Origin of the sequence: Roseobacter sp. EG26, from assembly GCF_049830555.1 — a bacterium.
Lineage (GTDB): Bacteria > Pseudomonadota > Alphaproteobacteria > Rhodobacterales > Rhodobacteraceae > Roseobacter.
The window spans coordinates 97,774-120,620 of record NZ_JBNBLH010000008.1 but is presented as its reverse complement, the minus strand read 5'-3'; the positions used below and the strand labels follow the sequence as shown (position 1 = coordinate 120,620).

Below are 22,847 nucleotides of genomic sequence, written 5' to 3'. Positions count from 1 at the left end.
CCTCCTATTGCAGGGTGATCAGCATGTCGATCATGCCGCAACCGTCTTCAAGAGAGGTCAGCGCTTTCCCGAGGATCGCACCCGCAGCGTCATTGCCTGCGCATTCAGCGTGACCGGTTCGGTCAGAGGTCGTGAGCAGGTCGCCAGCCCTGATCGGCATTTTGGTGGCATCCGCCAGAACCGAGACCTTCCCCATAATTGACACTGGTGCTACGGGATGGTCCCGCTCGGGATTGCGATCAAGGACGATACCGGGTCGGTAATTCCCCGCACCCGCCACAACGCCCACCACCCGGCGGTCGGCAACCCGGGAACAGGGCCTGAGCGCGCCGTCCTCACCGATCACCATCACGGAGCCCGGTATCGCATCCGAAGCACAGGCGACTTTGAAATCTTCCGCGGCATCACCGTTGCGCAGAATGATATCCCCGGTTCGACCGTTCATGTGGATGGTTTCGTTCCCTGCATCGTTGCGGATCCGTACATCGCCTTCATTGTCTTGTGCGCCAATGAAAAGCTCGGCTGTCGCGCCGTTGAAATGCATGGCTTCACGACCATTGTTATCAAAAACCCGCAGATCGCCTTCGTTGTCCTGGGTGCCCACAAACACCTCTGCGGTACCCCCGTTCAGGTGGATCGCCTGTCTCCCTTCGTTGTCGTAAACGCGCACATCACCTTCATTGTTGTCCGTGCCCACGAAAATCTCGGCATGCTCGCCATTCATTCGGATGGCATCGTTCCCGCGATTGTCGCGAATAAAGATATCGCCTTCATTCTCTTCCGCGCCCAGAAAAAGCGCTGCCGTATCACCATTCATGTGCATGACCCGGCGACCACGGCCATCCTGTACTTCGATATCGCCTTCATTCCCGCTTGCGCCGACGCGCAGCCAGGCATTGTTGCCATCCATATGGAAAACCTCGCGGTTCGATCCATCGTGAACTGCAATGTCGCCTTCATTACCCGAGGCCCCCACCCGCAGGAAAGCGGTCGCGCCATTCATGTGCATGACACGACGCCCCGCCCCATCCTGAACTTCAATGTCACCTTCGTTCCCGTTTGTGCCCACACGCAGCCAAGCGGTGTTTCCATCGATATGGAAAACTTCGCGGTTCGACCCGTCACGGACGGCGATATCGCCCTCATTTCCGGAAGCACCTACGCGCAGGAAAGCAGTTGCACCATCGAAATGCAGAACACGCCGGTCACTGCCGTCCTGAATAGCGAGATCCCCCTCATTACCAGAACCGCCGATTTCCAACCAGGCAGTTGATCCGTTGAAATCAAACACTGTGGTCCCGCTGTTGTCGCGAATTCTCAGATCGCCCTCGTTACCAGCGCGGCCCAGGATAAGCTGCGCAGTCTCACCATCGAGAAATGCAGACTGCTCACCGGAGGCATCCCGAGCGGCGAGCGCGCCCGCATTGCCCTCGGACCCCAGGACGATGGTGCCTGCAGAACCGTTGATGTGGCAGGTGTCACGGCCCTGGCCGTCTCGTACCAGAACATCGCCTTCATTCCCTTCGGTCCCAAAAAAACCCGCCGCCGTGTCCCCTTCGAGATGGATGGCAAGCCGCGCTTGGGCATCACGTATCTGGACCTCCCCCTCATTGCCCTGCCCTCCAACGATCAACTCGCCGGTCGCCGCAAGATAACTGAGTGTTGTGGTCCCGCTGGTGTCTCTGACTGCCAGATCACCATGCGACCCCACGTTGCCCAGTGTCAGCCCGCCGCTGGCACCGGTCAGAGAAACGGTGGTGGTTCCTGAATTGTCCCGAAGCGCAATTGCCCCCGATGACGCATCGCCGCCGATGCGAAGCAGCCGATTTGAAGGATCGAAATGAAGAATATCCTCCGCCGGACCGCCTGTAACACTTCGAACTGTGATTGAGCCGTCTTGAGCGACCTGAACGATATGTTCATCGCGCGTTTGAAGAATGAGATCGGATTCAATGATGATCACGTCGCTGTCGAAATTTGGCATGGAGAAATCCTTTGATCTAAAAAACAAGAACAGGCAGACATACTGCTGATGCAGTTTCGCGCTCTGCTAACGCGGATGAATTCACTGTGGGCGGCCAGAGGGCCGATAGAAAAATGTCTTGGTAAAATGGTAAAAAGCAGTTTCAGGCTAACATATTTGGGCTTACGGCACAATCACGGCGTGTATCGCCCTGATCAACACCCAATCAATTGGTCTCGCGAAGAGAGCGCCAGGTGAAGGGCGCTTGCAACCCCTCAAACTGCGGGCGGCTGTAAGTAACCCCTTCGGCCGCTGCAAATTCAGCCAGCCTGTTTGACCGGTGAAGGGTCGATATCGCGGTATCGAGAACCTGTTTGAGATCGTTGGCCGCTTCCAAAACAGCGATGCCAATATCCATGCCCACCCGGTGGCGCCATTTGGCAAGGCGCAACCGTGTTACGCCGTTGTGATGTCTATGAGCATCAAAGGCTGCCACATCTACAATCGCAACATCCGCAGCCCCGCTCTCCAATTGCCACAAGAAGCGGGGCCCTGGATTGAACGATTTTGCATTGTTTGCCTGCGTCGGCGCGTCCAGTTCCAATAATGCGCCCGACAATGTGCCCTGTTGATACGCCAGTCGACGCGGCAACACATCTGCCAGGTCTTTGGGTTCCGGCGTGGTTTCAACGTAGACGAGGCCGATCTCGGCCCGCATATAGGGTTTGGTGACGGCAATTGGTTCGAGATCGACATAGGGTGGAGGTGCGTTGATGCGTCGCTGAGTTTCAGCATCTATCACCTCAGGCATCCCCAACCACCGGGGAAGAGCGGCCTTGTCAGTCGGCGGCACCCCAACCGCACGCGAATAGAGTGGATGGGACGGCACCATATCGCACAGACCATAGGCCAGCATGGCATAGGTTTCATGGACCGGATCGCTCTCCTCGCCGGGCTCACTTTCAACCCAGACAACATCCAGATCTAACCCCAGAGACTGCGCCAAGGCTTCGCTGACGCGAAAGTCAAAGCCAGACCCCCCCGCCGCGCGTCGACCAGACAACACGCCCGCATTGCGCGACAGACATGCGGTAAGGTATCCTGCCCTGACAAGGGAGGTTGGCTTTGCGGGCTTGGCGGAGTGTTCCTCATCGGGGAAGGGTTCGGTCCCCCCGCGCGTTGCCACATAGACCCAAAGCGCATCAAGCTCCTCGGGGTAAATCACATCTCCCCAGGCGGGCATGTCGCCCTTACCCTTCCGAACGGAACTGTAAAAACGATCCTTCTGGTCGCGTGGAAATTTCCTAAGGTCATAGGAGGACACGCCCGGGTTCACTATATCCTTGCCGTGACATTTCGAGCAGAAGAACTCGTAGGCTTCTAGACCGGCTGCAAACTGCGGGTGCGGGTCCTGAGCGGCAACCGGCCCTCCGAAGAGGGCCAGCAACAAGAACACAAAGAGTTTACGCATCGTTCCGGACACCCTATGGCAATGCGAAGGTCCAGACCGACCCGCCGGGCGGTGTCTCAGCCAGCCGTTCGTCACCGGAGAAAAGCGCGTAGACGCCACCCGACCCGTTCAGGACGGTGACATACTGTTTGCCCGCCATCTCCCATGTGACCGGTTGACCGATGACACCCGAGCCGGTGTTGAATGACCATAGTTCATCGCCTGTTTCCGCATGGAAAGCTTCAAACTCACCGGTTTGTGCGCCGGTGAAGACCAGATTGCCAGCTGTTGAAAGCACGCCTCCCAAACGGGGAATATCCGCAGGCTGCGACCACTTCACATTTCCTGTCATCGGATCGACAGCACGTAACTCTCCGCGATGTCCTTCCGGCCAGTCCCATGAGAATTCAGCCCCGAAGTAGAAGACGCCCGCCCGGTATTTTGGCTCAACCGCCTTGTAATTCATACCGATCCGCAGCGTGTTCACAAAGACCATACCGCTGTCGGGGTGATAGGACATGGGTGACCAGTTCTTGCCGCCAAAGGCAGAGGGCCAATAGGTCACAGGCTCGCCAGCGACAGCCTTGTCGTAAATCTCCGTGTGAACCGGCCGACCCGTGCTCAGATCAACACCGTCTGCCCAGGTGACATCATCCACGAATGTGTTGGCCGCAACCAATGCACCGTTTGTGCGGTCAATGACGTAGAGAAACCCGTTACGGTTCGCCTGCATCATCACCTTGCGCCCATCGATCTCTGCCAGCACCAATTCGTTGGTCCCATCGTAATCAAAGGGGTCATTCGGAGAGAACTGATAGTGCCACTGGATGTCACCCGTTTTGGGGTCAAGCGCCAGGGCGGAGCCGGTGTAAAGGTTATCACCGGGACGCGATCCGGCGTTCCAGGAGGCCGCGTTGCCTACTCCCCAATAGACCAGATTGAGCTCCGGATCATAGGTCCCGGTCAACCAGCCGGGCCCGCCGCCCCGCTCCCAGGCATCCCCCTCAGGCCAGGTCTCGCTGCCGGGCTCGCCAGGCGCAGGAATTGTATAGGTACGCCAGAGCCTTTCGCCGTTCGCTGGATCATAGCCCTCGATATAGCCGCGAATGCCGTATTCACCGCCTGAAATCCCCACGATTACAACGCCATCGGCAATGAGGGGGGTTACGGTGAAGGAGTATCCCTGTTTGTAGTCGATCGACTGCGTGCGCCATTTCTCTTCACCGGTGGCCGCGTCAATGGCGATGACATGTGCATCCAGCGTTGTGCGGTAGAGGGTGCCGTCCAGGATCGCCACACCTCGGTTCACGATACCGCAGCATGCGACCCGTGGCGTTTCCGCCGGATACTCGACGGATGATTTCCACAGTTGTTTGCCACTGGCCAGATCAAGCGCGATCGTTGCGGAATGTGTCGTTACGTACATTTTCCCATCGTGAATGATCGGAAAGCTTTCCTGTCCGCGTGTATCTGCAAGTGAATAGGCCCAGACCGGCGCAAGGCTTGACACATTGTCTGTGGAAATCTGATCGAGAGAAGAAAACCGTTTTTGGTCGTATCCCATGCCGTAAACCAGAACGTCCTGCGGTGTCTGAGCATCTGCCTGCAAATCTGCTGCGGATTGAGCAAAGCTGACCGTTGCCATCCCGAGTGACATGGCAAGCGATAAAGCGACTGTTTTCATGAAATCCTCCCATATGCGTCCTACACGCATAACACGATTCGAGAGGGCGGGTTCAAAAAGTAACAGCTAATGTGTGATCCCGACGTAGCCTTAAGAGACGGCGCGACGAAGAGATCACGCTCAGGACAAGGTTTATGGATCGACGCGCAATTCCCGTCCTACTGGCTTCGCTTTTCAGCAACCCGGTCTTTGACCCCGGCCTATTCTGATTGCTTCATCGAAAACTGCGTGGCAGTCTTCAATCCATCACCTGGTCTTTTGCGAAAATGATAGCGGTAGCTGTCGAAACTCGCCTCGCTAAGGGCCGCTCCCTCGATTTTTGACGTCATAACCAGCCGTTCCCTCGACCGATGCGACAGGTACCTGAAATGTTGAGATCAACTTCGCCGCAAACCAGCGACCGGACCTCTGCCAAAGGCGACACTCCGCAGAAGGTCAATCGCGGATCGTCAAAAACACTGGGCGCGTCTTCCATACCGCAGCTGCAAAGAGCGGCTGACGGCAGCAATGTGGTCCTGCAACTGCAAGCGGTGGGAGCAACGCAGAATGCACCACAACCTGTGCCTTCGGGCACTGCCGCATCGGAAACCATCCAGATGGCTGGCGGTGACAATATGGGCCATGACCGGGGGCTTGGGGGTGATCTGTTATACCGATACAACATGCGCTTGCCTCCAGTTGATATCGCTTTGCTGCAAACGTTTGGACTTACGAGTTCGCAAGCGGGCGCGTTGATGGCTTATGGTTTCTCCATCAGCGATCTTTTGGGATATGCGCGCGCTGGTCAGCCGACAGATATTGCCGATCTCTACCGTTACCGCGTCCCTCAAGCACCGACGGCAGGTGATGTCAAATTGCTGATCGGCCTCAATCGGAGCGGTACTGACATTGCCACGCTGGCGAACCTTGGCACCGCCGGGTTGGCCGAGCCACCAAGTTTTGCAATGCTGCAGGTCCTCGCCCGATTGCCCAAAACCGTGCCAGAGATTGTCGCCCTCGCAGGAGAACAGAACGTCACATCTTCCGCGCAGCTGATCAACCTGTCAAATTCCGTGACCGATGAGGCCTCCATGGGGTCGGAATGGGAGCTTGTCGAGGACGATTTTCAAATGTTGATCAGAGAATGGCCCCACTGGTCCATCAATGCGTTGACCGACAAGATCCAGCTCGACTGGGCCGCCCAATCGCAGGTCGTGCGAACATCGCACCGGGCAGGCCAGGCGACACCCGCCGATATTCAGACCTTTACGATCGACAAGAACAGGATGACGCTCAAGACCGCCGCGATCCGCGCTCTGATCCCGGCCCTCACAGATGGACAACGGGTTCTGGATCAGGCGGGCACGCTCAAGACGCAGGTGGCCGCAACCGAAGCTAATATCGCGAAATTGCTGATCTATCATAATGCCGCGTCTACCGACCGAACGACGATTACAACCGAACAAGCCAAACTGGCGACCGAGAAGCTGCGCATTACCTCGGCGTCGGATGACACCACTGCTGACAAGACAACATTCAGCACAATGCAGGCCCTGACCCCGGCCCAGGCGCAAGTCTATGCGCAATCCGCCGACACCCGTAAAACAACCGCAGCGGACGTCGCGAGCAAACTTGATGCCATTGATCTCGCTCTTGATCCGTTGAGCACAGATGCAGCGTTTGTCGCCGCTTCAAGGCATGGCAATCTGAAACTGACACGAACAGCTGCCGCCCACACTTTCTGGGCGTCGCTGACCGTGCCACAGCAGCGGAACCTTAACACCAAACTCGCCGGATACACACCCTCGGCCTGGACCGTCGCAGGCTATCCCGGCACGCGCGCCAAGCAGAACGGCTACACCGGTGCACAGATATTGATCCCGACGATAGCAGGTTTTCCCCTCACCATTGGCGGCGAGATCGTACATGACTGGATTTTCAATACCCCCGATCACGGGCATCCAGCCAGCAAGCTGCTCAGAGACGCGGATTGGGCTATCAACCGTCAGAAATACAAGTCAGGACCACATTTTGCATTCGATCCAGATCCGCCCAATAATGGTTTATATACCTGGAGCAACATGAGGATAAATATAATTATCAGGGGCGGCACTCTGATCACCTACTACAATCCGAACTAAGTGTTTTTGTGCGGTTGTTGCCAGACGCCGTTCCCCTGTCATCGTAGGTTGGATTTTCTGACGATGACCACTTGCGACATCGAATATTCCTCAGAATGAAACACTGCATGCGCGGAAGACCGCGCCCCAAATGTGCAAGATGTTGCGCAATGTGTTATGATTCAACTTTAGGTTAAAAAATTTGTCAGGGGGGTCCAATGTCTTGGGATCAAGTTCTCGAGTCCGAAATCGTGGCGATTCATGCGGCTCTTGTGCCGGGACGCCCTGAGGGCGAAATCATTTATTTCGAAGGGTTTTTCGGCAACGAAGCAGGGCGGTCTTACCTCTACGATTGCGGCAACCCGGGCGTCACGGAGCAGAGCTTTCAATCCACTGATAATCTGCCCGTTGGTGACCGAAACCTGTTTTGTGCAGGGCATGCACAGCTACATGACGGACGGGTTCTGGTGGCCGGGGGCTGGGCAGTCCCGACCAGCGACATTGTTGCGGAACATGACCACAACCACGGTGGGACCGGTATTCGCGATAGTTTCACCTATATGCCGCGCGCGGGTGAATGGCGGCGAGCAGCCTTTATGCATCCGCAACCCGGCAGCGACCTGCGCGGTGGCGGGCGCTGGTATCCGACGCTGGTTACACTGGGCAATGGCGAAGTTCTGGCCGTGGGGGGCCACCCGCTGGCGGGACCTGCCGATTTGGCGGACAACTATCCGACCCCGGGTGACCGGCGTCATAGCAACAACATTCCGGAACGCTATTCACCGGGGGGCGACAACTGGATTGAACTCCTCGCTGAGCGGACGGCACCTGACCAGGTTCTAGACGAATACGACAGGTTACATCTGGCCCCGACAGGTCATGTCTTTTTCAGCACCCTGGCGAAGGCGCATGGCGACACGCGACTGTTTGATCCCTACAGCGGAGAGTTTGCCAGTTCCGGCTACGGCAGCCACCTGGACAACGCCTATGACGACGCCAATTGCTCCGCCCGCACAACCTCGATCATTCTGCCGATCCTGCATGGCGACGCCAACAATTTCTGGATCATGGTCTGCGGTGATGTGCAGCCTGAAAGACTCAATCTGCGCGCTTCCGATGGCCCCGAGTGGCTGACGGCGGGTGCCCGGCAGGCTTTCAACTCCGACCCGACACCGCCAATTCGCGAACACTTGCTGGGCATCCTGCTGCCGACAGGTCAGGTCTTTGTCAGCAACGGCATGCGGCCCGACAACACCGGTGTGCAGTCTCCGGAAATCTACACGCCCGCGATTGACTGGAATACCGGGCAATACACGGATGGCGAGGGCACTTGGCAAACCCTGAATGGCAATGCTGATCAGGCCACTGTGCCAAGGGGCTATCATTCAACAGCGCTGTTGCAGCCGGATGGCAGTGTCTGGACAGCCGGTTCCACCCATACCGGTGCCGATCTGACCGACCCGGACGGTGCCACGCGCGAAACCCGGATCGAGGTTTTTCGTCCCAGCTATGGGGGCAACCGACCAACGATTGATGCAGCCCCGGACACCATCACCTATAATGAGCAATTCACCATTCGCATGGCAACCGGCGCCAACATGCAACGTGTGGTGTTGATGCGCTGTGGCAGCTTTACGCATGCCTTCGATGGCGATCAGCGGTACCTGACCTTAAGCTTCGTGCAAAATGGCGACACGCTGACCGCGCGCGCCCCGAGTTCCTCCAATCTGGCCCCTCCGGGGAACTACATGCTCTTCGTTCTGCGCAACGGCAATACGCCCTGTCGGCAGGCTCAATTCATTCGCCTGTCGCATCAGGAAGCCTATGCGGTCTTGCAGATCAGTACCTATTCGCAATTGGCAGTCAAAGCCCTGCGCCCGCCCTACTCTGACACCAACGAGGCGGTTTTCGCTGAAGGAATTGATTTCATCTATCAGGGTTTCCTGCCCCATGAACTGAATGTGCCCGCCGAAGAGCCTGATGTCAGTTGGCAGTTTTCCGGCGGAGGAAATGTGCCCGGCATGCGCATTGAACTGAATCGTGCCGAATTCGAGATTGATCCCCTATCCAACCCCGATTTTGCGCAAAGGTATCGCTACATCTATGACGTCATTTTTGACAACGAAAATGCCTATGACACCTTTGGGGACGACGAAACCCGCAACGTGCAGGTCACCGCACGGCTGAATGGACGGCGGATTGATGTTCAACTCACGCTGATGAAGCGAGCCAATCCTTTCATGAAGGATGGGGACCCGGCATGGCTGAGCACGGATTTGCGTATCCACAAAGCCAGGGTCGGTGATGTGAATGGTGCGGGCGGTCCTGAAGCCTACGTCCAGGGCTTGCTGCAAGCTTTTGAAGACTCGGGGCAATCCGATGATACGGACAATCATCCCTTTGATCAGTTGGACCCTTCTCAAGACGCAAATCCTGTTGTGATGACCGTGCCGCAGAATGAGGACGGCACCTACAATTTCGCAATCGCCCGCGTGCGGTTCCTATCCATTCCCGGCGAAGATGCGGATGATGTGAAGGTGTTCTTTCGGTTGTTCAATACCGTCGGTACAGCCCTTGAGTACAATACCAGCGGCACCTATCGCACCTTGCAGGGACCTGCAGGTCGCATTCCCGGTCTGGGCAAGCAGGGCTTGCCAATCACATCCATTCCCTTCTTTGCAGCGCCCCGCGTCACGCCCGGCGAAGAGATGTCCGAGCAGGACGACAATGCGGTGAACCGCCAGACGCTGCCGGGTGAAGGGCCTAACATGGTGTTTCGCTATTATGGCTGTTGGCTGGATGTGAACACGGTCAATGCGCATTTCCCGCGGTACCCCAAGGACGACGGCCCGTTTGACGACTTCAACATTTTCGACATGGTCCTCGAAGGCGGCCCTGCGCGGCCAATGATCCAGCATATTGCCGGGTACCATCAATGTCTGGTCGCTGAAATCCAATATGGTGATGACCCAATTCAACCGGGGCAGTCGCCCTTTACGAGCGATAACCTGGCACAACGCAATCTGGCGACTGTGCCTGCCGCCAATCCGGGGCTCGATGAAATCACCCGAACCGCCCAGACCAGCATTGACGTCAAACCTTCAGACGTGCCGACCGAACTGGCGCTTGATCCTCAGCCGCAGGTTGCGTCGTCAGCCTATGTCAGGCGCCGCCCGGACGAACTGGTGTTCTCACGCAACAATTTGCCCATAGGCAGCAAGGCAGAACTTTACCTGCCGGATGTGGATATTGATGACGTGATCGCTTTGACGGCACGCAGACAGGGGCCGGCACAGCTGGAACGCGTTGATGATCACACAATCCGCTTTGAACTTGGTGAGGCCAGCTACGTCGCCTTACCCGGTGGGCGAGACCTGAACATTGCAGGTCTTTTAAGCGTGACGCTGCCCCTCGGGATCACTGACGGTGATCTCTATCGGCTGTCGGTAAAGCAGTATTCTGGCCGAACACTAAGATGGGTTGGCGCTTTCGATCTGACCATCCCGGTGGGCAAAGGACCGGACTTACTGGACGGAGAGGCAGAAAAACTGTCGGTCCTCAAATATGTCTTTGATGGGATGCCGGAAAAGGACCGCTGGTACCCGGTGTTCAAGCGCTATCTCTTCGAGATCGGGGAACGGGTCCGTGGCTTCGGGGGCGATCCAGAAAGCGTGCATCCATCTCCGCACGGCACGGGCGACCCCTATGACCCGGATGGTAACCCGCATGAAGATGATGACGAGAAAGGGATTGATATGGAGTGTGCCTGCGGAAAGATCTGTAAGGTCGAATACGATTGTTTTGGCGATTTCGAAGCTTTCGTCGTGATCGATTGCGAAGGCAAACACTGTCGTATCTGTGCGAAAAAGGATGCCGAAAACATGGTACGGGAAGCCTGGCGGTACCGGACGACCGTTACCGCGCATTACAGGGTATCAAAAGACCACAACGCCTGTGTAAATGAGACCTGCCCCTGGTCGGGAAAACCCGTTTCCGACGCGGCTACCACAACGTTCGAAGGTCATAAGGTCGGGTTTTGCTCCACCCGGCATCGCGACAAGTTCACGAAGGCCGTTGCAGCGGCCCGGGATCGCGGATCATCTGCTCAAGTTCAACTTAACACCGAATGTCCGATTTCAGGCCAGCGCGTCCAGCGCGACGCTGTTGTGTCCCTGTCAAAGGGTTCGGTCGGGTTCTGTTCGCGTGCACATGCAGAAAAGATGCAGCGTGCTGTAGATTACTTCAAAGAGGTGGCCCGCTATCTCGGAACCGATACTGGGGAACGGCCGGTACAAAGCGGTGCAGGCCATGGACAACATGGCGAGGCGGATGGAGACGGGCATGACCATGGCGCTGCGCCCCACCGTCAGACCGCAAGCAAGCAAAAAGAACCGCCGAGTATCAATCGTGCGGATCCGTGGAGCGGCAAACCCGTCTCCATTGATGCGCTAACCCGCTTTGAAGGGCATATTGTTGGATTTGAGCGCGCCGAGGACCGTGATCTCTTTGATCGCGTAGTGACCCTTGCCGCGCGCAACGCCGAAGCGCGGCGCAACCCCAATGCCAAGTGTCCATGGTCGGAGCACCCCGCCTCCACGGCGCACAGCGCGCAGCTGCAAAATGGCACCGTGGCCTTCTGCAGCGACGCCCACCGAGCCGAATTTCAATCCGCCGTGGACAATTTGCGACACGCTGGCAAGAACCAATCCAAGGCTCACAAATACCTCGTCCGTTTAGCGCTGCACTGCTGACCCTGTCAGCGGACAACAAAGGGGCCGCCCCCAAGGAACGGCCCCATTCGCCCTAAGATTTGCTTAGATCATCCGGCGACGTCGGCGCGCGAAGGCAGCGCCACCAATCAGCGCAGACCCAAGCAGCAACACACTGGAAGGCACCGGCACAGGCGCGACGGTGGGCTCGCCAAAGATGAAGTCATCCATGGCCACGACGTGAGCTCCTTTTGCGGCCTGGTCAAAGGGGATCAGACCTGCCTGAACCGTGGCGCCTGCGAGGATGGGATCATCAAAGAGCACCCCAAGAAAGGACAGTCCACCCGGGCCACTTGCCTCCGCATTCAGCGAAAACGCGGGGTGATCGGATGTAACATCTTGATCGTTAAGAAAGAAATCCACCTTTGCATTGGTCGTTTTCTTCTGCGTTTCGTAATCCAAAATTTCGTTCACATTGGTGAAAACGATGCCCAACCCGCGGGTAGCACCCGGTGTGGTCTGATCCGCAGGATCAAAGAACAGAACGTCAAAAATGGTTCCGCCTGTGGGCGCAAACAGGCGTTCAGGGCTAAAGACACTCAGATCTTCCTCAAAGCCAAACCGAACCGGCTCGCCCGAGGCTTCGGTGCTGCTGAGCTGGAAGCCCTTGGCAATTTGATCCGGCGATCCTGCTTTTGGGTTTTCACTGGGTCGGAACTCGATGCCACGGGCACGAGGCGCGGCATTGAAGTTGAAAAAGTCACCCGGGAACGGGTTCGGATCTGAAACGGCATCAGGAGCCGCATCCCAATTGATCTGCCTCCGGCCGCCTTCAAAGTTGACGGGCTCATTCTGATTGAGGCTTCCCAGAGCGTTGCGAAAGGCGTCTACTTCAGCCTGAATGCTGGCCTTATCGGGACCGGCAGCCGAAAAAACCACCGGAGCGGCGGTGCCGGTAAGGGGCGCTAAAATGAGCGCGCCCAGAAGGGCAGAAATGCGAATTGAAAACATGATATCTCCTAAACATTAACCATTGCGTCAGTTGGGCTGCGCCAAGGCGCCCAGCGGGCGGGCAATGTCGAAAACAGGCAGAAGCGCTGGTCTCAATCTATCTGAAACAAACAATTAAACAGGTCTTGCGACCTACCCGTGTCCTAAAAAAACAATGGGGACTTGCAGATAATCAATGTTGAGACCAGGCTCCTACCAATTTTGAAAAGCAGACAGTTTTCCGCTCGCATAAGTGTTACGCGCGAGCGCTGCGGATTATTCTCGGTATCCGGGAAAAATTTTTGCAGTTATAAATTACAGGGCTCTTGAACCATCAAACCTGAGAGGCCGCCGTGCGTGCGATATCGACCAGATCACCTCGATCATCATCGCCGACAACCACAAAATTCGACGTTTCGCCACCCCAGGAAACCAGGTCAAAATCACCTATGGTCTGGTCGGCGAAACCGTCACGTGGCGATGCCGATTGTATCTGGCAAAGGGCTACGACACGTTGATCTGCATCGAGGTACATCAATTGCGCGACAGGTTTTCCAGCGGCCACAAGCAGGCGGGCACCCTGAAATTCCAATCCATTCTCCGACAAGTCAGGCACACGTACATCCGTTCCCAGGGTCGTCGACAGCCAAACCTGAATGTGGTCTCGCTCTGACGCAGCGACTTCAACCAAATGGCGTTTTTGGTCCGCGTAAACCTCATGGTAGTCAGCGATGTCCTGTAACCATCCGGGAGCCGCAACCTGTTGCTCAGGCTGAGAGCTTCCGGTCAGAAATCCTCCCACGCCGCCGATGGCAAGAGCGACCGAAGCCGCCATTGCCGTGAGCCAATTGGCGCGCCGGGTTGGCGCGGCAGGGCTGTTCGCCACCGGAGTTTCGGGCGCATTTTGAATGGATTTCACCAGATCACGCGGCAAAGGCTCATCAACAAGGGCCGCAAATTCCTCCTTTGCAAGTTGATCCGCCTCGATCAAAGAGGCCAACTCGGCTTGCAGCCGGGTGTCAGTTTCCAGTGCGCTTTCGATCTTTCGCGTATCAGTTTCCGACAACTCTCCATCCAGAAAGGCGCTTAGATTTTCCTGGTACTGCATTACAGGACACCTCCCTCTGGTTCGGCGATCTTCTGGGCAAGCGTTTTGCGCGCTCGGTGAATGCGGCTCATGACGGTGCCTATTGGAATATCCAAAAGTTCAGCGGCTTCTGCGTAGCTGTAACCTTCGACGGAAACGACCAATAAAACCGTTGTAAGTTCACTTGGCAATGTCGCGATACGGCCTTGAAGCTGCGAAAAGGCCACACGGGATTCACCCGTTTCCATTGTAACCAACTCCGCGCTTTCCTCTGCCGGAATATGGCCTTCCCCAAGCCTGACCTTATTTTTACGAAGCTCGCTGATCCACAGGTTTCGGGTGATCCGGAACAACCAACGATCAAAAGGTTGGCCCTGATCCCAAAGATGCGCCCGGCTCAGCGCCCGCAAGCAGGCCTCCTGCACCAGATCGTCGGCTTCGGGAACGGACCGCGTCAATGTCTGCGCAAAACGTCGCAGACGTGGCAGGACCGCAATCATATCGCTCTTGAAGTCAGACAACATGCACTCCCCGCATGTAACATCGTTGATGGTCAGGGCATCTAAATGGATTATTGGCGTGATCTTCAGCAATGCGCAACGCAGTTTCGGATTTATCGGGCCCTTCAGATTTCGAGAACGAAAAACCTGACCATTGGGAGCGCATGCTAAGGCGCTGAACGCATGAAGAGCTTTGCCTAGTCAGATTGCGTTTGTTCCTCACCAAAACCCGCATCATCCAATTGCTCTTTGTCTGGCAGTTCTCGAAGGCTTTCCAATCCAAAAGCAGCGAGGAACTGATCCGTGGTTACGAAGGTATAGGGTGCCCCTCTGCGGGGGCTTCGCGGACCTGTGGTTATCAGATTGCGCGCGTGTAGCCGCCCGATCAAGTCCCGGCTGATTTCTTTGCCGAATATGTTTTTAAGCCCTTCTCGCGTGATCGGCTGCTGGTAGGCGATGGCGGCTAGCACGGCTACGTCAAACTCTCGCAGATCGAGGATCTGATCCGCGACATCCGCCGCTGCCCGGATCACCGCCGAATAGGCAGAGCGCGTGCGTAGCATCCACCCACCTGCCACTTGAGCGATCTCAAACGGGTGGTCGGACAATTCAACGGCAAGGTCAGCGATCAGCAAGTCCACCGACGCAGACGGTCCTATTACCCGGGTCAAGGCCTCCGACGAAACCGGAGAGGCGGAGGCAAACAACACCGCTTCGATCCGGCGCATCCATTCGCGCCAACGCAATTCCGGTGGAAGATCTTCCAGAGCGCGGTCAAGTTCCTGCTCGGCCATGTCAGACCCCATAGATTCTGAAAGTGTCACGTCCGGTCAGTTCTCGCACAACGCCCAGATCAACAAGCCGTTGACAAAAGCGCCGCGCGGCTCGGCCAGACATCGCATCATTGAGCGCCATCGGGGCGAGAGCGTCGCGACTGAGAAACAAGGCCACCGCTTTTTCTGCTCCCTTCGCGCGCAGCTTCGCGCGGGCGGCCTCAAGTCGTGCGGACCGCTGAGCAAGATCACGGGCCATGGTCACCGCTTCAGTCGCGGCCTCGATTATTGCTTTGCCAATGGCGGTATGCAGATCACTTCCGGTGCACCGCAGATCGCGGGACCGCAGGCCAAGTGCCAGCAAAGGGACCAGATGTTTCCATCCGCAAGCGCGTGAAAGCGCCGCGTCAGCAAGTATCAACGCAACCGTTTCGTCAGATTTGTTCTCCGCCAAAACCGTCGCGAAAACTGCTGTTGCCTGTCTGATGGGTGATCCTCGCGCCATATCGAGCCAAGTCGCCATATCCTGCGCGGGCAGGTCCGGCAGCGCCTTCGATAGCGCGCCCAAGGAGATCTGCCGCGAGATGACCCTGCGCCATTGCATGTAAATCGCGCCGGCAGGTCCGGGCGTATCCCCCGGCCGCAATAGATGCACTTCATCCCGCAGTTCGCCGATCCTCTCAAAACGCCCTGACATCCGCACGTTGGCCTCAGCCGCGCGCAAGGCGAGGCGTTCGCGCAACAAAGCCTGCGGAACCTCTGCGCAGGCAAGAACGGTGTGGAGCAAAGCCAGCGCAGCCCCAGACTGGAAGGCAATCTCGTCCTCTGATTTGGCACGGGTGCTGGTTGCCCATGATGGGATCCGGGGCAAGGCACCCAACGTATCAGACGGGCTTATGTTGACTTGGCTCATGTCGGGACGCTAGTCGATTGCGGCGCTTTTGACCATGATATATCGTGCAAACCGCCGCATCTGGTAAGACACTGATTTAGCTCTTGAATAGCCCAAGTCGCTGCCTTGCCAGACGGGCCAGTGCCGGCCATCAAATTCAAACCATACCTGACCAAAACCGGACTGGGGTGACGCATTTATCATACGCCCGATACCAAATGTGCGCATTACGTGTGTTGCGCGTTTTCGAAAAGCCAAATTGATGTTAGGTCAGGGATTAGCAAATCAGGAATTAGCCATGCAAATTCGGTTCTTACCCGCATTTTTCGCGTTTTTGATCACCCTTACTCTTCCGGTAATTTTGACCGCACAGGTATCGGGTGTGTCGAACCCCTCCGAGACGACGCAAATTGCAGCGCCGGAGCTTCCTGATCCGATATCACCCGAAGCCGTCCGCGAAATGGTCGCTCGCATGTCCGACGATCAGGTGCGCGCCATGCTGCTGGACAGGTTGGACGCGGTTGCGCAGGCAGAGGCCAGCGTCACTCAATCGTCGGCATCCTTGACGGATGTGATCACTCAGACCTGGACGGCATTCTACACGCCCATCGTCGAAGCATTTCTCCGGCTGCCAATCCTTTTTTCAAAACAGATTGAAGCCTTCTCCATTTTCGGCGCAACCTTCGGAGCCAGCGGTCTTCTTGTTTTGTCCGGATTGCTGATTGTCGTGCTTGGGATCGGTTACGCCGCAGAGGTGCTCGTTACCAAAACTCTCGAACGCCGCAGCAAATCTGCACCTAACGCGGAAGGGAGTAACCTGGCCGAAACCTTAGGGTTTCTCGCACGTCGATTGGGTCGTGAACTTCTTGGACTTGTTGTATTTTATGTGGTTATACGGATCGTTGGCGCGTCGTTTCTTGATGCCGAACAAGTTGCTGTCCTCGCCCCCGCGGTCCGGTTGCTGATCCTGATCCCGCGGCTGATCGCGGCCTTGTCACGCTTTGCGCTTGCGCCGCACCGGCCCGAGCTGCGACTGCTCAGCGTAAGTGATCACTGGGCAAATTACCTTCACCGCAACATGATCGGCCTGGGCCTGTTGGGTGGTTTCACCCTCTTTATCGTGGAGTTCAATGCGCGCTTCGGCGTGCCGGTCGGGGAAACAAGATTGGGCTTCTGGCTCAATCTCGCGCTTCACGCCTACATCGTCATCATTGCATGGACAGCCCGCGAAGGCTTGACCGATATGATGCGTGGCAAGGATCCGGATCGCACCCGTTACGACGAGCAAGTGGCGCGTTTCTATCCCTACTTCGGAATGATGGTTTCCGTGCTGACCTGGGCATTGGTGACCATCGTATCCGGTTACGGGAATTTTGCCCTGCTTTTCAAAGCCCCCCACTATACCACCATGTTCTGGTTGCTGATGGCCCCGCTCATTGACACCGCAATCCGCGGTCTTGTCAGGCATCTTCAACCACCAATGATCGGCGAAGGACCTGTTGCCGAGCAGGCCTACAGATCGAACAAGCGCAGCCTCATTCGCATTGGCCGGGTTCTGGCTTTCGGACTGATCGTATTGATCATCGCCGGTGCCTGGGACATTGATCTCGCCAACGTCGCTTCGGCGGGTGCGGGAGAACAATTTGCCGGTAACCTGATCGAATTCCTGGTGATCTGTGCAATCGGATACATCGTTTACGAGCTGGTATCGCTCTGGATCAACCGACGGCTTGCGCAGGAACGCTCTGCCAGCATGACAACCGATCAGGAAGCAGGCGAAGGCGGCGGGGCCGGAGGATCGCGACTTGCGACGGTGTTACCTCTTGTCCTGATGACCGCCCAGATCACCATCGGCACGATCTTTGGCTTGCTGGCCATCGGGTCGCTCGGCGTCGATATCACGCCGCTGCTGGCAGGTGCAGGTATCCTTGGTCTGGCCATCGGGTTCGGGGCCCAGAAACTTGTCACAGACATCGTGTCGGGCGTGTTCTTCCTGATCGATGATGCATTTCGCGTCGGCGAATATGTGGACGTCGGCGGCACCATGGGGACCGTTGAAAAAATCTCGATCCGGTCCATGCAGCTGCGTCATCACCGCGGCAATGTGCACACCATCCCCTACGGGGGCGTCGAAAAAGTCACCAACTTCAGCCGTGATTGGGTGATCATGAAGCTGATGTTCACGGTGCCCTTCGACACAGATCCCAACAAGGTAAAGAAGATTTTCAAGAAGATCGGCGCGGAAATGTTGGAGGATCCTCTTTTCAAGGACGATTTCCTCGAACCCTTCAAAAGCCAAGGCGTATTCCAGTTTGACGATGTGGGCATTGTCATGCGCGGCAAATTCATGGCCAAGCCAGGCACGCAATTCACCATTCGCAAGGAAATCTACAACCGCGTGCGCAATGCATTCAAGGAAAACGATATCGAGTTCGCCCGGCGCGAGGTCCGTGTTGCCATACCTGGCATGGAAGATCACGACGACCTGAATGTCGAGCAGCAAACCGCAATAGGCGCGGCCGCAGGTGGTGCCGTCCAGGCGCAGGTCGAACAGGAAGCCGCTGCCGACGCGAAGAAGAAGTAAGGCCTATGACCCGATAGCGCGGGTCGGGTTAGTTCCCGGCGTCGAAGATCGTCAGGGTGGCTTGCAGCGGGGCCTGATCATTGAGCAGGAAGCCGTGTCGAGGATCGTCCAGATCTGCGATGAGGGTCATCACTGCAGCAAAGGCGAATGTGAGCGCAGGCAACATATCTGATCGTTTGTTTGCGCTCTGCGAAATACGGTATGCCGCAGAGGCAATCCCGACACAGGATACCGCATAGAGACCCAGCCAGATGGCCATTGGAATGCGATTATGAACGCCGTGTGTGATACGCTTGCTATGCACATCGATGACATCATTTACGGCAGAGACCAAAAGGGCGCTCACTGGCGTCGGGTCGGTAGCCGCATTGCTGACAACCAAACGCCAAAGCTTTCCATGGATTTCCTCTGAGCGTCTTACAACTTCGTCGTATTCCTGCCTGTTGACCCGCGCCAGCGCCGCGCTCAGGCGCAGCTGAGTGTAGTCCCTCAAAAGCGCTGCGGCCTCGGCCTTTTGAGCTTCGGGCAGGAAATCCGCTCTGAGATGGGCTGTCCCAATGGCGTTGGCCTCTTCGAGGACGGTCGCCTTGCGCGCGTCATAATGTGATGCTGCTATACCGAAGGTGAATGCCAACAGAAAACTCACCAGACCAAGAATGGCCCCGGTCGCAACACCGATCGGTGCATTCTGATCGGTAGTGACTGCTTTTTTGCGCCACCGGGCCAATCGGTACCCGAATTCCAACGCTCCCAATATGACAACACACGTGAGCAGGAAGACTGCCCACGAAGGTATGGCATCAAATATATCCCTCGACATCATGGCTCCACGAGCTTCTGATTTTTTGAAAAGATAGCTGCATCAAGGCGATGGCGCTAACATTTTTTGAAGATGGTTGGGTCGCGGGAACTTTGGCGCGCCATCCGGGATGTCGTCGCGGCCGCTTGCAGAGACGATGATTCACATGCCCCATGTTTTGCATCAACCGCTGGGAACCGTTGGTATGGTCGTCAACTCGCCCTGGTGTCCGCACGAGCTGTATCGTAAAATATCGCTTCCCGGCCCGCCCGTCGCGGAATTTCCGCAAGCGCGCTCAGCAACAACCATTCAGGCAACTGCGCCCTATGCTCAGCTGGCCCTTCAAGGCGGATATTGCCGGAGGCGATCTCTGCACGTAAATCCCGAAAACCGCGCCACGCCTCAATAAACAGTCTGATTTCGGACGAGATAACCAGATCTGATGCGTACCCGGGATATTTCAGACACATGTCCGCCTGCCCGTTTTCAACCACCAGCCAAAACCGGAAAATCCCCTTGCCCGCGCCGGTAAAGGCGAATTCAAGTACGGTACGGCCGGGCGGCATGGCGGCAACATTAAGCCGCGTATGCATGCTCCAAGCCAGAAACGCCGGGTCAAGGTCTTCACGCTCCATGTCCCGCGACCACTTTTGACCCCAGCCAGCCAGTTGCATGATGATGGGGTCAAGATCACGACCTGCGTCGGTCAACTCGTAGGAATATCCCCGACCTTTCGGCAGCGGCGAACGCACGATCAACCCCGCATGTTCCAGCGACGCAAGGCGTTGGCTGAGCAATGTTGCGGAAATCTTGGGAACACCGCGGTGGATTTCATTGAACCGATGACACCCGTCAATCACACGGCTGATGACAAGCAATGTCCATCTTTCACAAAGAATTTCAGCAGCAAGCGCCAGCGGGCAATATTGTCCGTAACCTTTCTGAGACATCAGCAATCTCCTGACATTCTGTATTGCACCACCGATTATCGACCCTTCAGCCCACAAGGCAACTCCAAAATCTGGAGTACTTCATTTTACTTAGTTTTTTGATCTCTCACGACATGGCACCATGCTGATCCATAGATTTCAGAATTTCGAAAGCAATTGTCATGCCCGGTAATACGTCCAACAACTCTGGACCCCAGAGCACCGCACAACTGGATTTGATCACGAAAGAGCACCCTGACTATGATCAACTGAGGCAAGTGTGGAACGCCACGGTCGATCGGTATCCCTCGGCTATTGCGCGATGCCGCCGGTCCGAAGACGTCTCAAACGCTGTATTGCAAGCGGCCGCCACCGGGCTTCCCGTTTCGGTCCGGGGCGGAGGTCACAACATTGCGGGCACCGCAGTCGCTGATGATGCCCTGATGATTGACCTCGCTGAAATGCGCGCTGTGGAGATAGATGTCAGTTCAAAAAAAGCCCGTGTGCAAGGCGGCGCAACCTGGGCAAATCTGGATACCGCCGCGCAAGTTCACGGGCTGGTTACGCCAGGTGGCGTTGTGTCCGAAACCGGCGTAGGCGGCTTGACGCTCGGCGGGGGCATCGGCTGGTTGGCCCGACGTTTTGGCCTGACCATTGACAATCTGCTGAGCGCGGAAATTGTTCTGGCGGATGGAAGAATTATCACCGCTTCCAAAGAGGAACACGCTGATCTCTTCTGGGCAATTCGGGGAGGCAGCGGAAATTTCGGGGTGGTGACAAGTTTCACTTTTCAACTTCATCACCTGTCCGATCAGGTGCTTTTTGGTCCGACATTCTTTGCGCTGGAGGATGCGGCCCGAGTTCTCAATGCCTATGCGACGCATGCCCCCAACCTACCGCGAGAAGCTTGCGTATGGGCCAACATCATGACGGCCCCTGCCCTGCCGATTTTGCCGGAATCTCATCACGGCGACAAGGTTCTGAACCTGATGCAGTGTCACACCGGTGATCCGCAAAAAGCCCGAACCGACCTCGCCAAATTGTATGGCGGGGCCACTCCGCTTGGCTCCGCGCTCGAAGCCCGCCCCTTTATTGAAGCCCAATCCTTTCTGGACCCGGTTTACGAGTTCGGTGCCCGGAACTACTGGCGCGCGCATAATCATCAACACCTTGGGCCCGCATTGATTGACCTGTTGGTTGAGTTGGCACCCTCTTTACCAACGCCTGAATCCGAAATTCTGATTTGCCAGTTGGGAGGTGCGGTGGCGGACGTTCCCGACACAGAAACCGCGTTCCCTCATCGGAGGACGCAATTCCTTTCCACACCCGGAGTGCGCTGGCGAAACCCGGGTGACGATGTGCAGGTAATCGGATGGCTCAAGGACGCCTCCAGCCGTATCGCCAAACACGCAACCCCCGGCGGGTACGTCAATTTCATCACTGAGACAGCCGACACTTCCGCAAGGGCCTACGGTCAAAACCTCGAACGTCTGTCCCGGATCAAGCGGCGATATGATCCAGATAACCTCTTCCGTGTAAACCAGAATATCGTACCCGCCCCGGTATCCGACACTCAACGGGATGCGGCCCCCGGAACCTGAGACCGCACGAACCAATATCAGGAGATAACCATGACTTTGACTGCTTTTCCCGCCAGGGGGTTCCTGGCGGCCACGGGATTGCTGTGCCTTCTTGCGCCACCTTTACATGGCAATGGGTTTCCACCTACGGCAACCAGAACGGCCTATGTCGAGCATATGGCAAGCGAGACCGCCGAGGCGCGGCCCATCAAAGAAGCGATGGCGACGCTTGTCACTAACAAGCGCGGCGCCGTCATGCGTCTGCGCACCTCAGAGCTTGAACCGGGTCATGTTACCACCGCGTGGTGGGTCATTATCAATGCCCCATGGGCGTGCACATCCTCGCCCTGCTCAGCGGAGGATGTCATTGGCCGCGCAGAGCAAGTGAGAACGCAGATCGTCTATGCCGACGGTACCGTCAACAAGAGTGATGGGACGGCTGAATTCTCAGCGAACCTGCAGAGCGGGCGAATCCCACAGGGCTGGTTTGATCAGGGTTTCGACAGCCCGGAGACGGCGGAAATACACCTCGTCCTCAATGATCACGGGCCTCTTATTCCTGAGATCGCCGCTTCGATGCTGACCAGTTATCGCGGGGGCTGCAGCGACGAAAGCCTGCCACCGCCCTTTCCGGCTCGTGCAAAGACCGATGGCATTGCCGGTCCCAACACATGCGTCCTGATCCAGGATGCGATTTTCAAACCCGCTCGAAAAGTGCGGAACTGACCCGCACAAAGCCGTCGGTTCAACTTCTCTGGCGTGCTCCGGAAATCTTCCGTCAAAGGGTCCGTTATTTTAGTGCGAAAAC

At 56.7% G+C, this 22,847-nt stretch carries 15 protein-coding genes; 5 read left to right on the top strand and 10 right to left on the bottom strand.

The window, feature by feature from the left end:
• Nucleotides 1–4: 4 nt before the first annotated feature.
• From ACOTTU_RS17770 to ACOTTU_RS17760, 3 genes are all read right to left on the bottom strand, one after another.
• Complete coding sequence (locus tag ACOTTU_RS17770) at nt 5–1,984, bottom strand: hypothetical protein (protein WP_425659974.1); 1,980 nt, start codon at nt 1,982–1,984, stop codon at nt 5–7.
• Between the two features lie 205 nt (nt 1,985–2,189).
• Entirely contained in the window at nt 2,190–3,434 is a 1,245-nt protein-coding gene (locus tag ACOTTU_RS17765) for a c-type cytochrome (RefSeq protein ID WP_425659973.1), read from the bottom strand.
• Nucleotides 3,435–3,447: 13 nt separating this feature from the next.
• Nucleotides 3,448–5,097 carry a PQQ-dependent dehydrogenase, methanol/ethanol family gene (locus tag ACOTTU_RS17760; RefSeq protein WP_425659972.1) on the bottom strand — a complete coding sequence of 550 codons (1,650 nt, stop codon included), beginning with the start codon at nt 5,095–5,097 and terminating at the stop codon, nt 3,448–3,450.
• A gap of 368 nt (nt 5,098–5,465) precedes the next feature.
• Between ACOTTU_RS17760 and ACOTTU_RS17755 the strand changes: the two genes are divergently transcribed.
• Nucleotides 5,466–7,217, top strand: a complete 1,752-nt coding sequence (locus ACOTTU_RS17755; protein WP_425659971.1) for a hypothetical protein — start codon at nt 5,466–5,468, stop codon at nt 7,215–7,217.
• Between the two features lie 197 nt (nt 7,218–7,414).
• Nucleotides 7,415–11,947 (top strand): galactose oxidase-like domain-containing protein, encoded by a 4,533-nt coding sequence (locus ACOTTU_RS17750; RefSeq protein ID WP_425659970.1) that lies wholly within the window; start codon nt 7,415–7,417, stop codon nt 11,945–11,947.
• Between the two features lie 63 nt (nt 11,948–12,010).
• On the opposite strand, the gene ACOTTU_RS17745 is transcribed toward ACOTTU_RS17750, so the two are convergent.
• The 5 genes from ACOTTU_RS17745 to ACOTTU_RS17725 form a co-directional block, all read right to left on the bottom strand.
• Nucleotides 12,011–12,916, bottom strand: coding sequence for a PEP-CTERM sorting domain-containing protein (locus tag ACOTTU_RS17745; protein WP_425659969.1), 906 nt, complete (start codon nt 12,914–12,916; stop codon nt 12,011–12,013).
• Nucleotides 12,917–13,229: 313 nt separating this feature from the next.
• Nucleotides 13,230–14,003, bottom strand: coding sequence for an anti-sigma factor family protein (locus ACOTTU_RS17740; protein WP_425659968.1), 774 nt, complete (start codon nt 14,001–14,003; stop codon nt 13,230–13,232).
• Complete coding sequence (locus tag ACOTTU_RS17735) at nt 14,003–14,503, bottom strand: RNA polymerase sigma factor (protein ID WP_425659967.1); 501 nt, start codon at nt 14,501–14,503, stop codon at nt 14,003–14,005. Before ACOTTU_RS17735 ends, ACOTTU_RS17740 begins: the two co-directional genes overlap by 1 nt.
• 176 nt (nt 14,504–14,679) lie before the next feature.
• Nucleotides 14,680–15,288, bottom strand: a complete 609-nt coding sequence (gene scpB, locus ACOTTU_RS17730; protein ID WP_425660098.1) for an SMC-Scp complex subunit ScpB — start codon at nt 15,286–15,288, stop codon at nt 14,680–14,682.
• A complete protein-coding gene (locus tag ACOTTU_RS17725; protein WP_425659966.1) occupies nt 15,278–16,168 on the bottom strand; it encodes a DUF1403 family protein in 891 nt (296 codons plus the stop codon). Before ACOTTU_RS17725 ends, scpB begins: the two co-directional genes overlap by 11 nt.
• A gap of 277 nt (nt 16,169–16,445) precedes the next feature.
• Between ACOTTU_RS17725 and ACOTTU_RS17720 the strand changes: the two genes are divergently transcribed.
• Nucleotides 16,446–18,731 (top strand): mechanosensitive ion channel family protein, encoded by a 2,286-nt coding sequence (locus ACOTTU_RS17720; RefSeq protein WP_298918808.1) that lies wholly within the window; start codon nt 16,446–16,448, stop codon nt 18,729–18,731.
• A gap of 28 nt (nt 18,732–18,759) precedes the next feature.
• Here the strand turns inward: ACOTTU_RS17720 and ACOTTU_RS17715 are convergent, their stop codons facing one another.
• Together ACOTTU_RS17715 and ACOTTU_RS17710 are read right to left on the bottom strand one after the other, a co-directional pair.
• The gene (locus ACOTTU_RS17715; RefSeq protein WP_425659965.1) at nt 18,760–19,458 is read right to left on the bottom strand and encodes a hypothetical protein; all 699 of its coding nucleotides are present in this window, start codon (nt 19,456–19,458) and stop codon (nt 18,760–18,762) included.
• A 284-nt stretch (nt 19,459–19,742) separates the two neighbouring features.
• Complete coding sequence (locus ACOTTU_RS17710) at nt 19,743–20,480, bottom strand: winged helix-turn-helix transcriptional regulator (RefSeq protein WP_425659964.1); 738 nt, start codon at nt 20,478–20,480, stop codon at nt 19,743–19,745.
• A 161-nt stretch (nt 20,481–20,641) separates the two neighbouring features.
• On the opposite strand from ACOTTU_RS17710, the gene ACOTTU_RS17705 reads away from it, so the two are divergent.
• The gene (locus tag ACOTTU_RS17705) at nt 20,642–22,060 is read left to right on the top strand and encodes an FAD-binding oxidoreductase (RefSeq protein WP_425659963.1); all 1,419 of its coding nucleotides are present in this window, start codon (nt 20,642–20,644) and stop codon (nt 22,058–22,060) included.
• A gap of 30 nt (nt 22,061–22,090) precedes the next feature.
• Nucleotides 22,091–22,765 (top strand): hypothetical protein, encoded by a 675-nt coding sequence (locus ACOTTU_RS17700; RefSeq protein WP_425659962.1) that lies wholly within the window; start codon nt 22,091–22,093, stop codon nt 22,763–22,765.
• The last annotated feature ends 82 nt before the right edge of the window (nt 22,766–22,847 follow it).

Bases quoted from the DNA above. Each gene is read 5' to 3' on its own strand.
- ACOTTU_RS17770 (WP_425659974.1), bottom strand. From the start codon at position 1,984: ATGCCAAATTTCGACAGCGACGTGATCATCATTGAATCCGATCTCATT.
- ACOTTU_RS17765 (WP_425659973.1), bottom strand. From the start codon at position 3,434: ATGCGTAAACTCTTTGTGTTCTTGTTGCTGGCCCTCTTCGGAGGGCCG.
- ACOTTU_RS17760 (WP_425659972.1), bottom strand. From the start codon at position 5,097: ATGAAAACAGTCGCTTTATCGCTTGCCATGTCACTCGGGATGGCAACG.
- ACOTTU_RS17755 (WP_425659971.1), top strand. From the start codon at position 5,466: ATGTTGAGATCAACTTCGCCGCAAACCAGCGACCGGACCTCTGCCAAA.
- ACOTTU_RS17750 (WP_425659970.1), top strand. From the start codon at position 7,415: ATGTCTTGGGATCAAGTTCTCGAGTCCGAAATCGTGGCGATTCATGCG.
- ACOTTU_RS17745 (WP_425659969.1), bottom strand. From the start codon at position 12,916: ATGTTTTCAATTCGCATTTCTGCCCTTCTGGGCGCGCTCATTTTAGCG.
- ACOTTU_RS17740 (WP_425659968.1), bottom strand. From the start codon at position 14,003: ATGCAGTACCAGGAAAATCTAAGCGCCTTTCTGGATGGAGAGTTGTCG.
- scpB (WP_425660098.1), bottom strand. From the start codon at position 15,288: ATGGGGTCTGACATGGCCGAGCAGGAACTTGACCGCGCTCTGGAAGAT.
- ACOTTU_RS17725 (WP_425659966.1), bottom strand. From the start codon at position 16,168: ATGAGCCAAGTCAACATAAGCCCGTCTGATACGTTGGGTGCCTTGCCC.
- ACOTTU_RS17720 (WP_298918808.1), top strand. From the start codon at position 16,446: ATGCAAATTCGGTTCTTACCCGCATTTTTCGCGTTTTTGATCACCCTT.
- ACOTTU_RS17710 (WP_425659964.1), bottom strand. From the start codon at position 20,480: ATGTCTCAGAAAGGTTACGGACAATATTGCCCGCTGGCGCTTGCTGCT.
- ACOTTU_RS17705 (WP_425659963.1), top strand. From the start codon at position 20,642: ATGCCCGGTAATACGTCCAACAACTCTGGACCCCAGAGCACCGCACAA.
- ACOTTU_RS17700 (WP_425659962.1), top strand. From the start codon at position 22,091: ATGACTTTGACTGCTTTTCCCGCCAGGGGGTTCCTGGCGGCCACGGGA.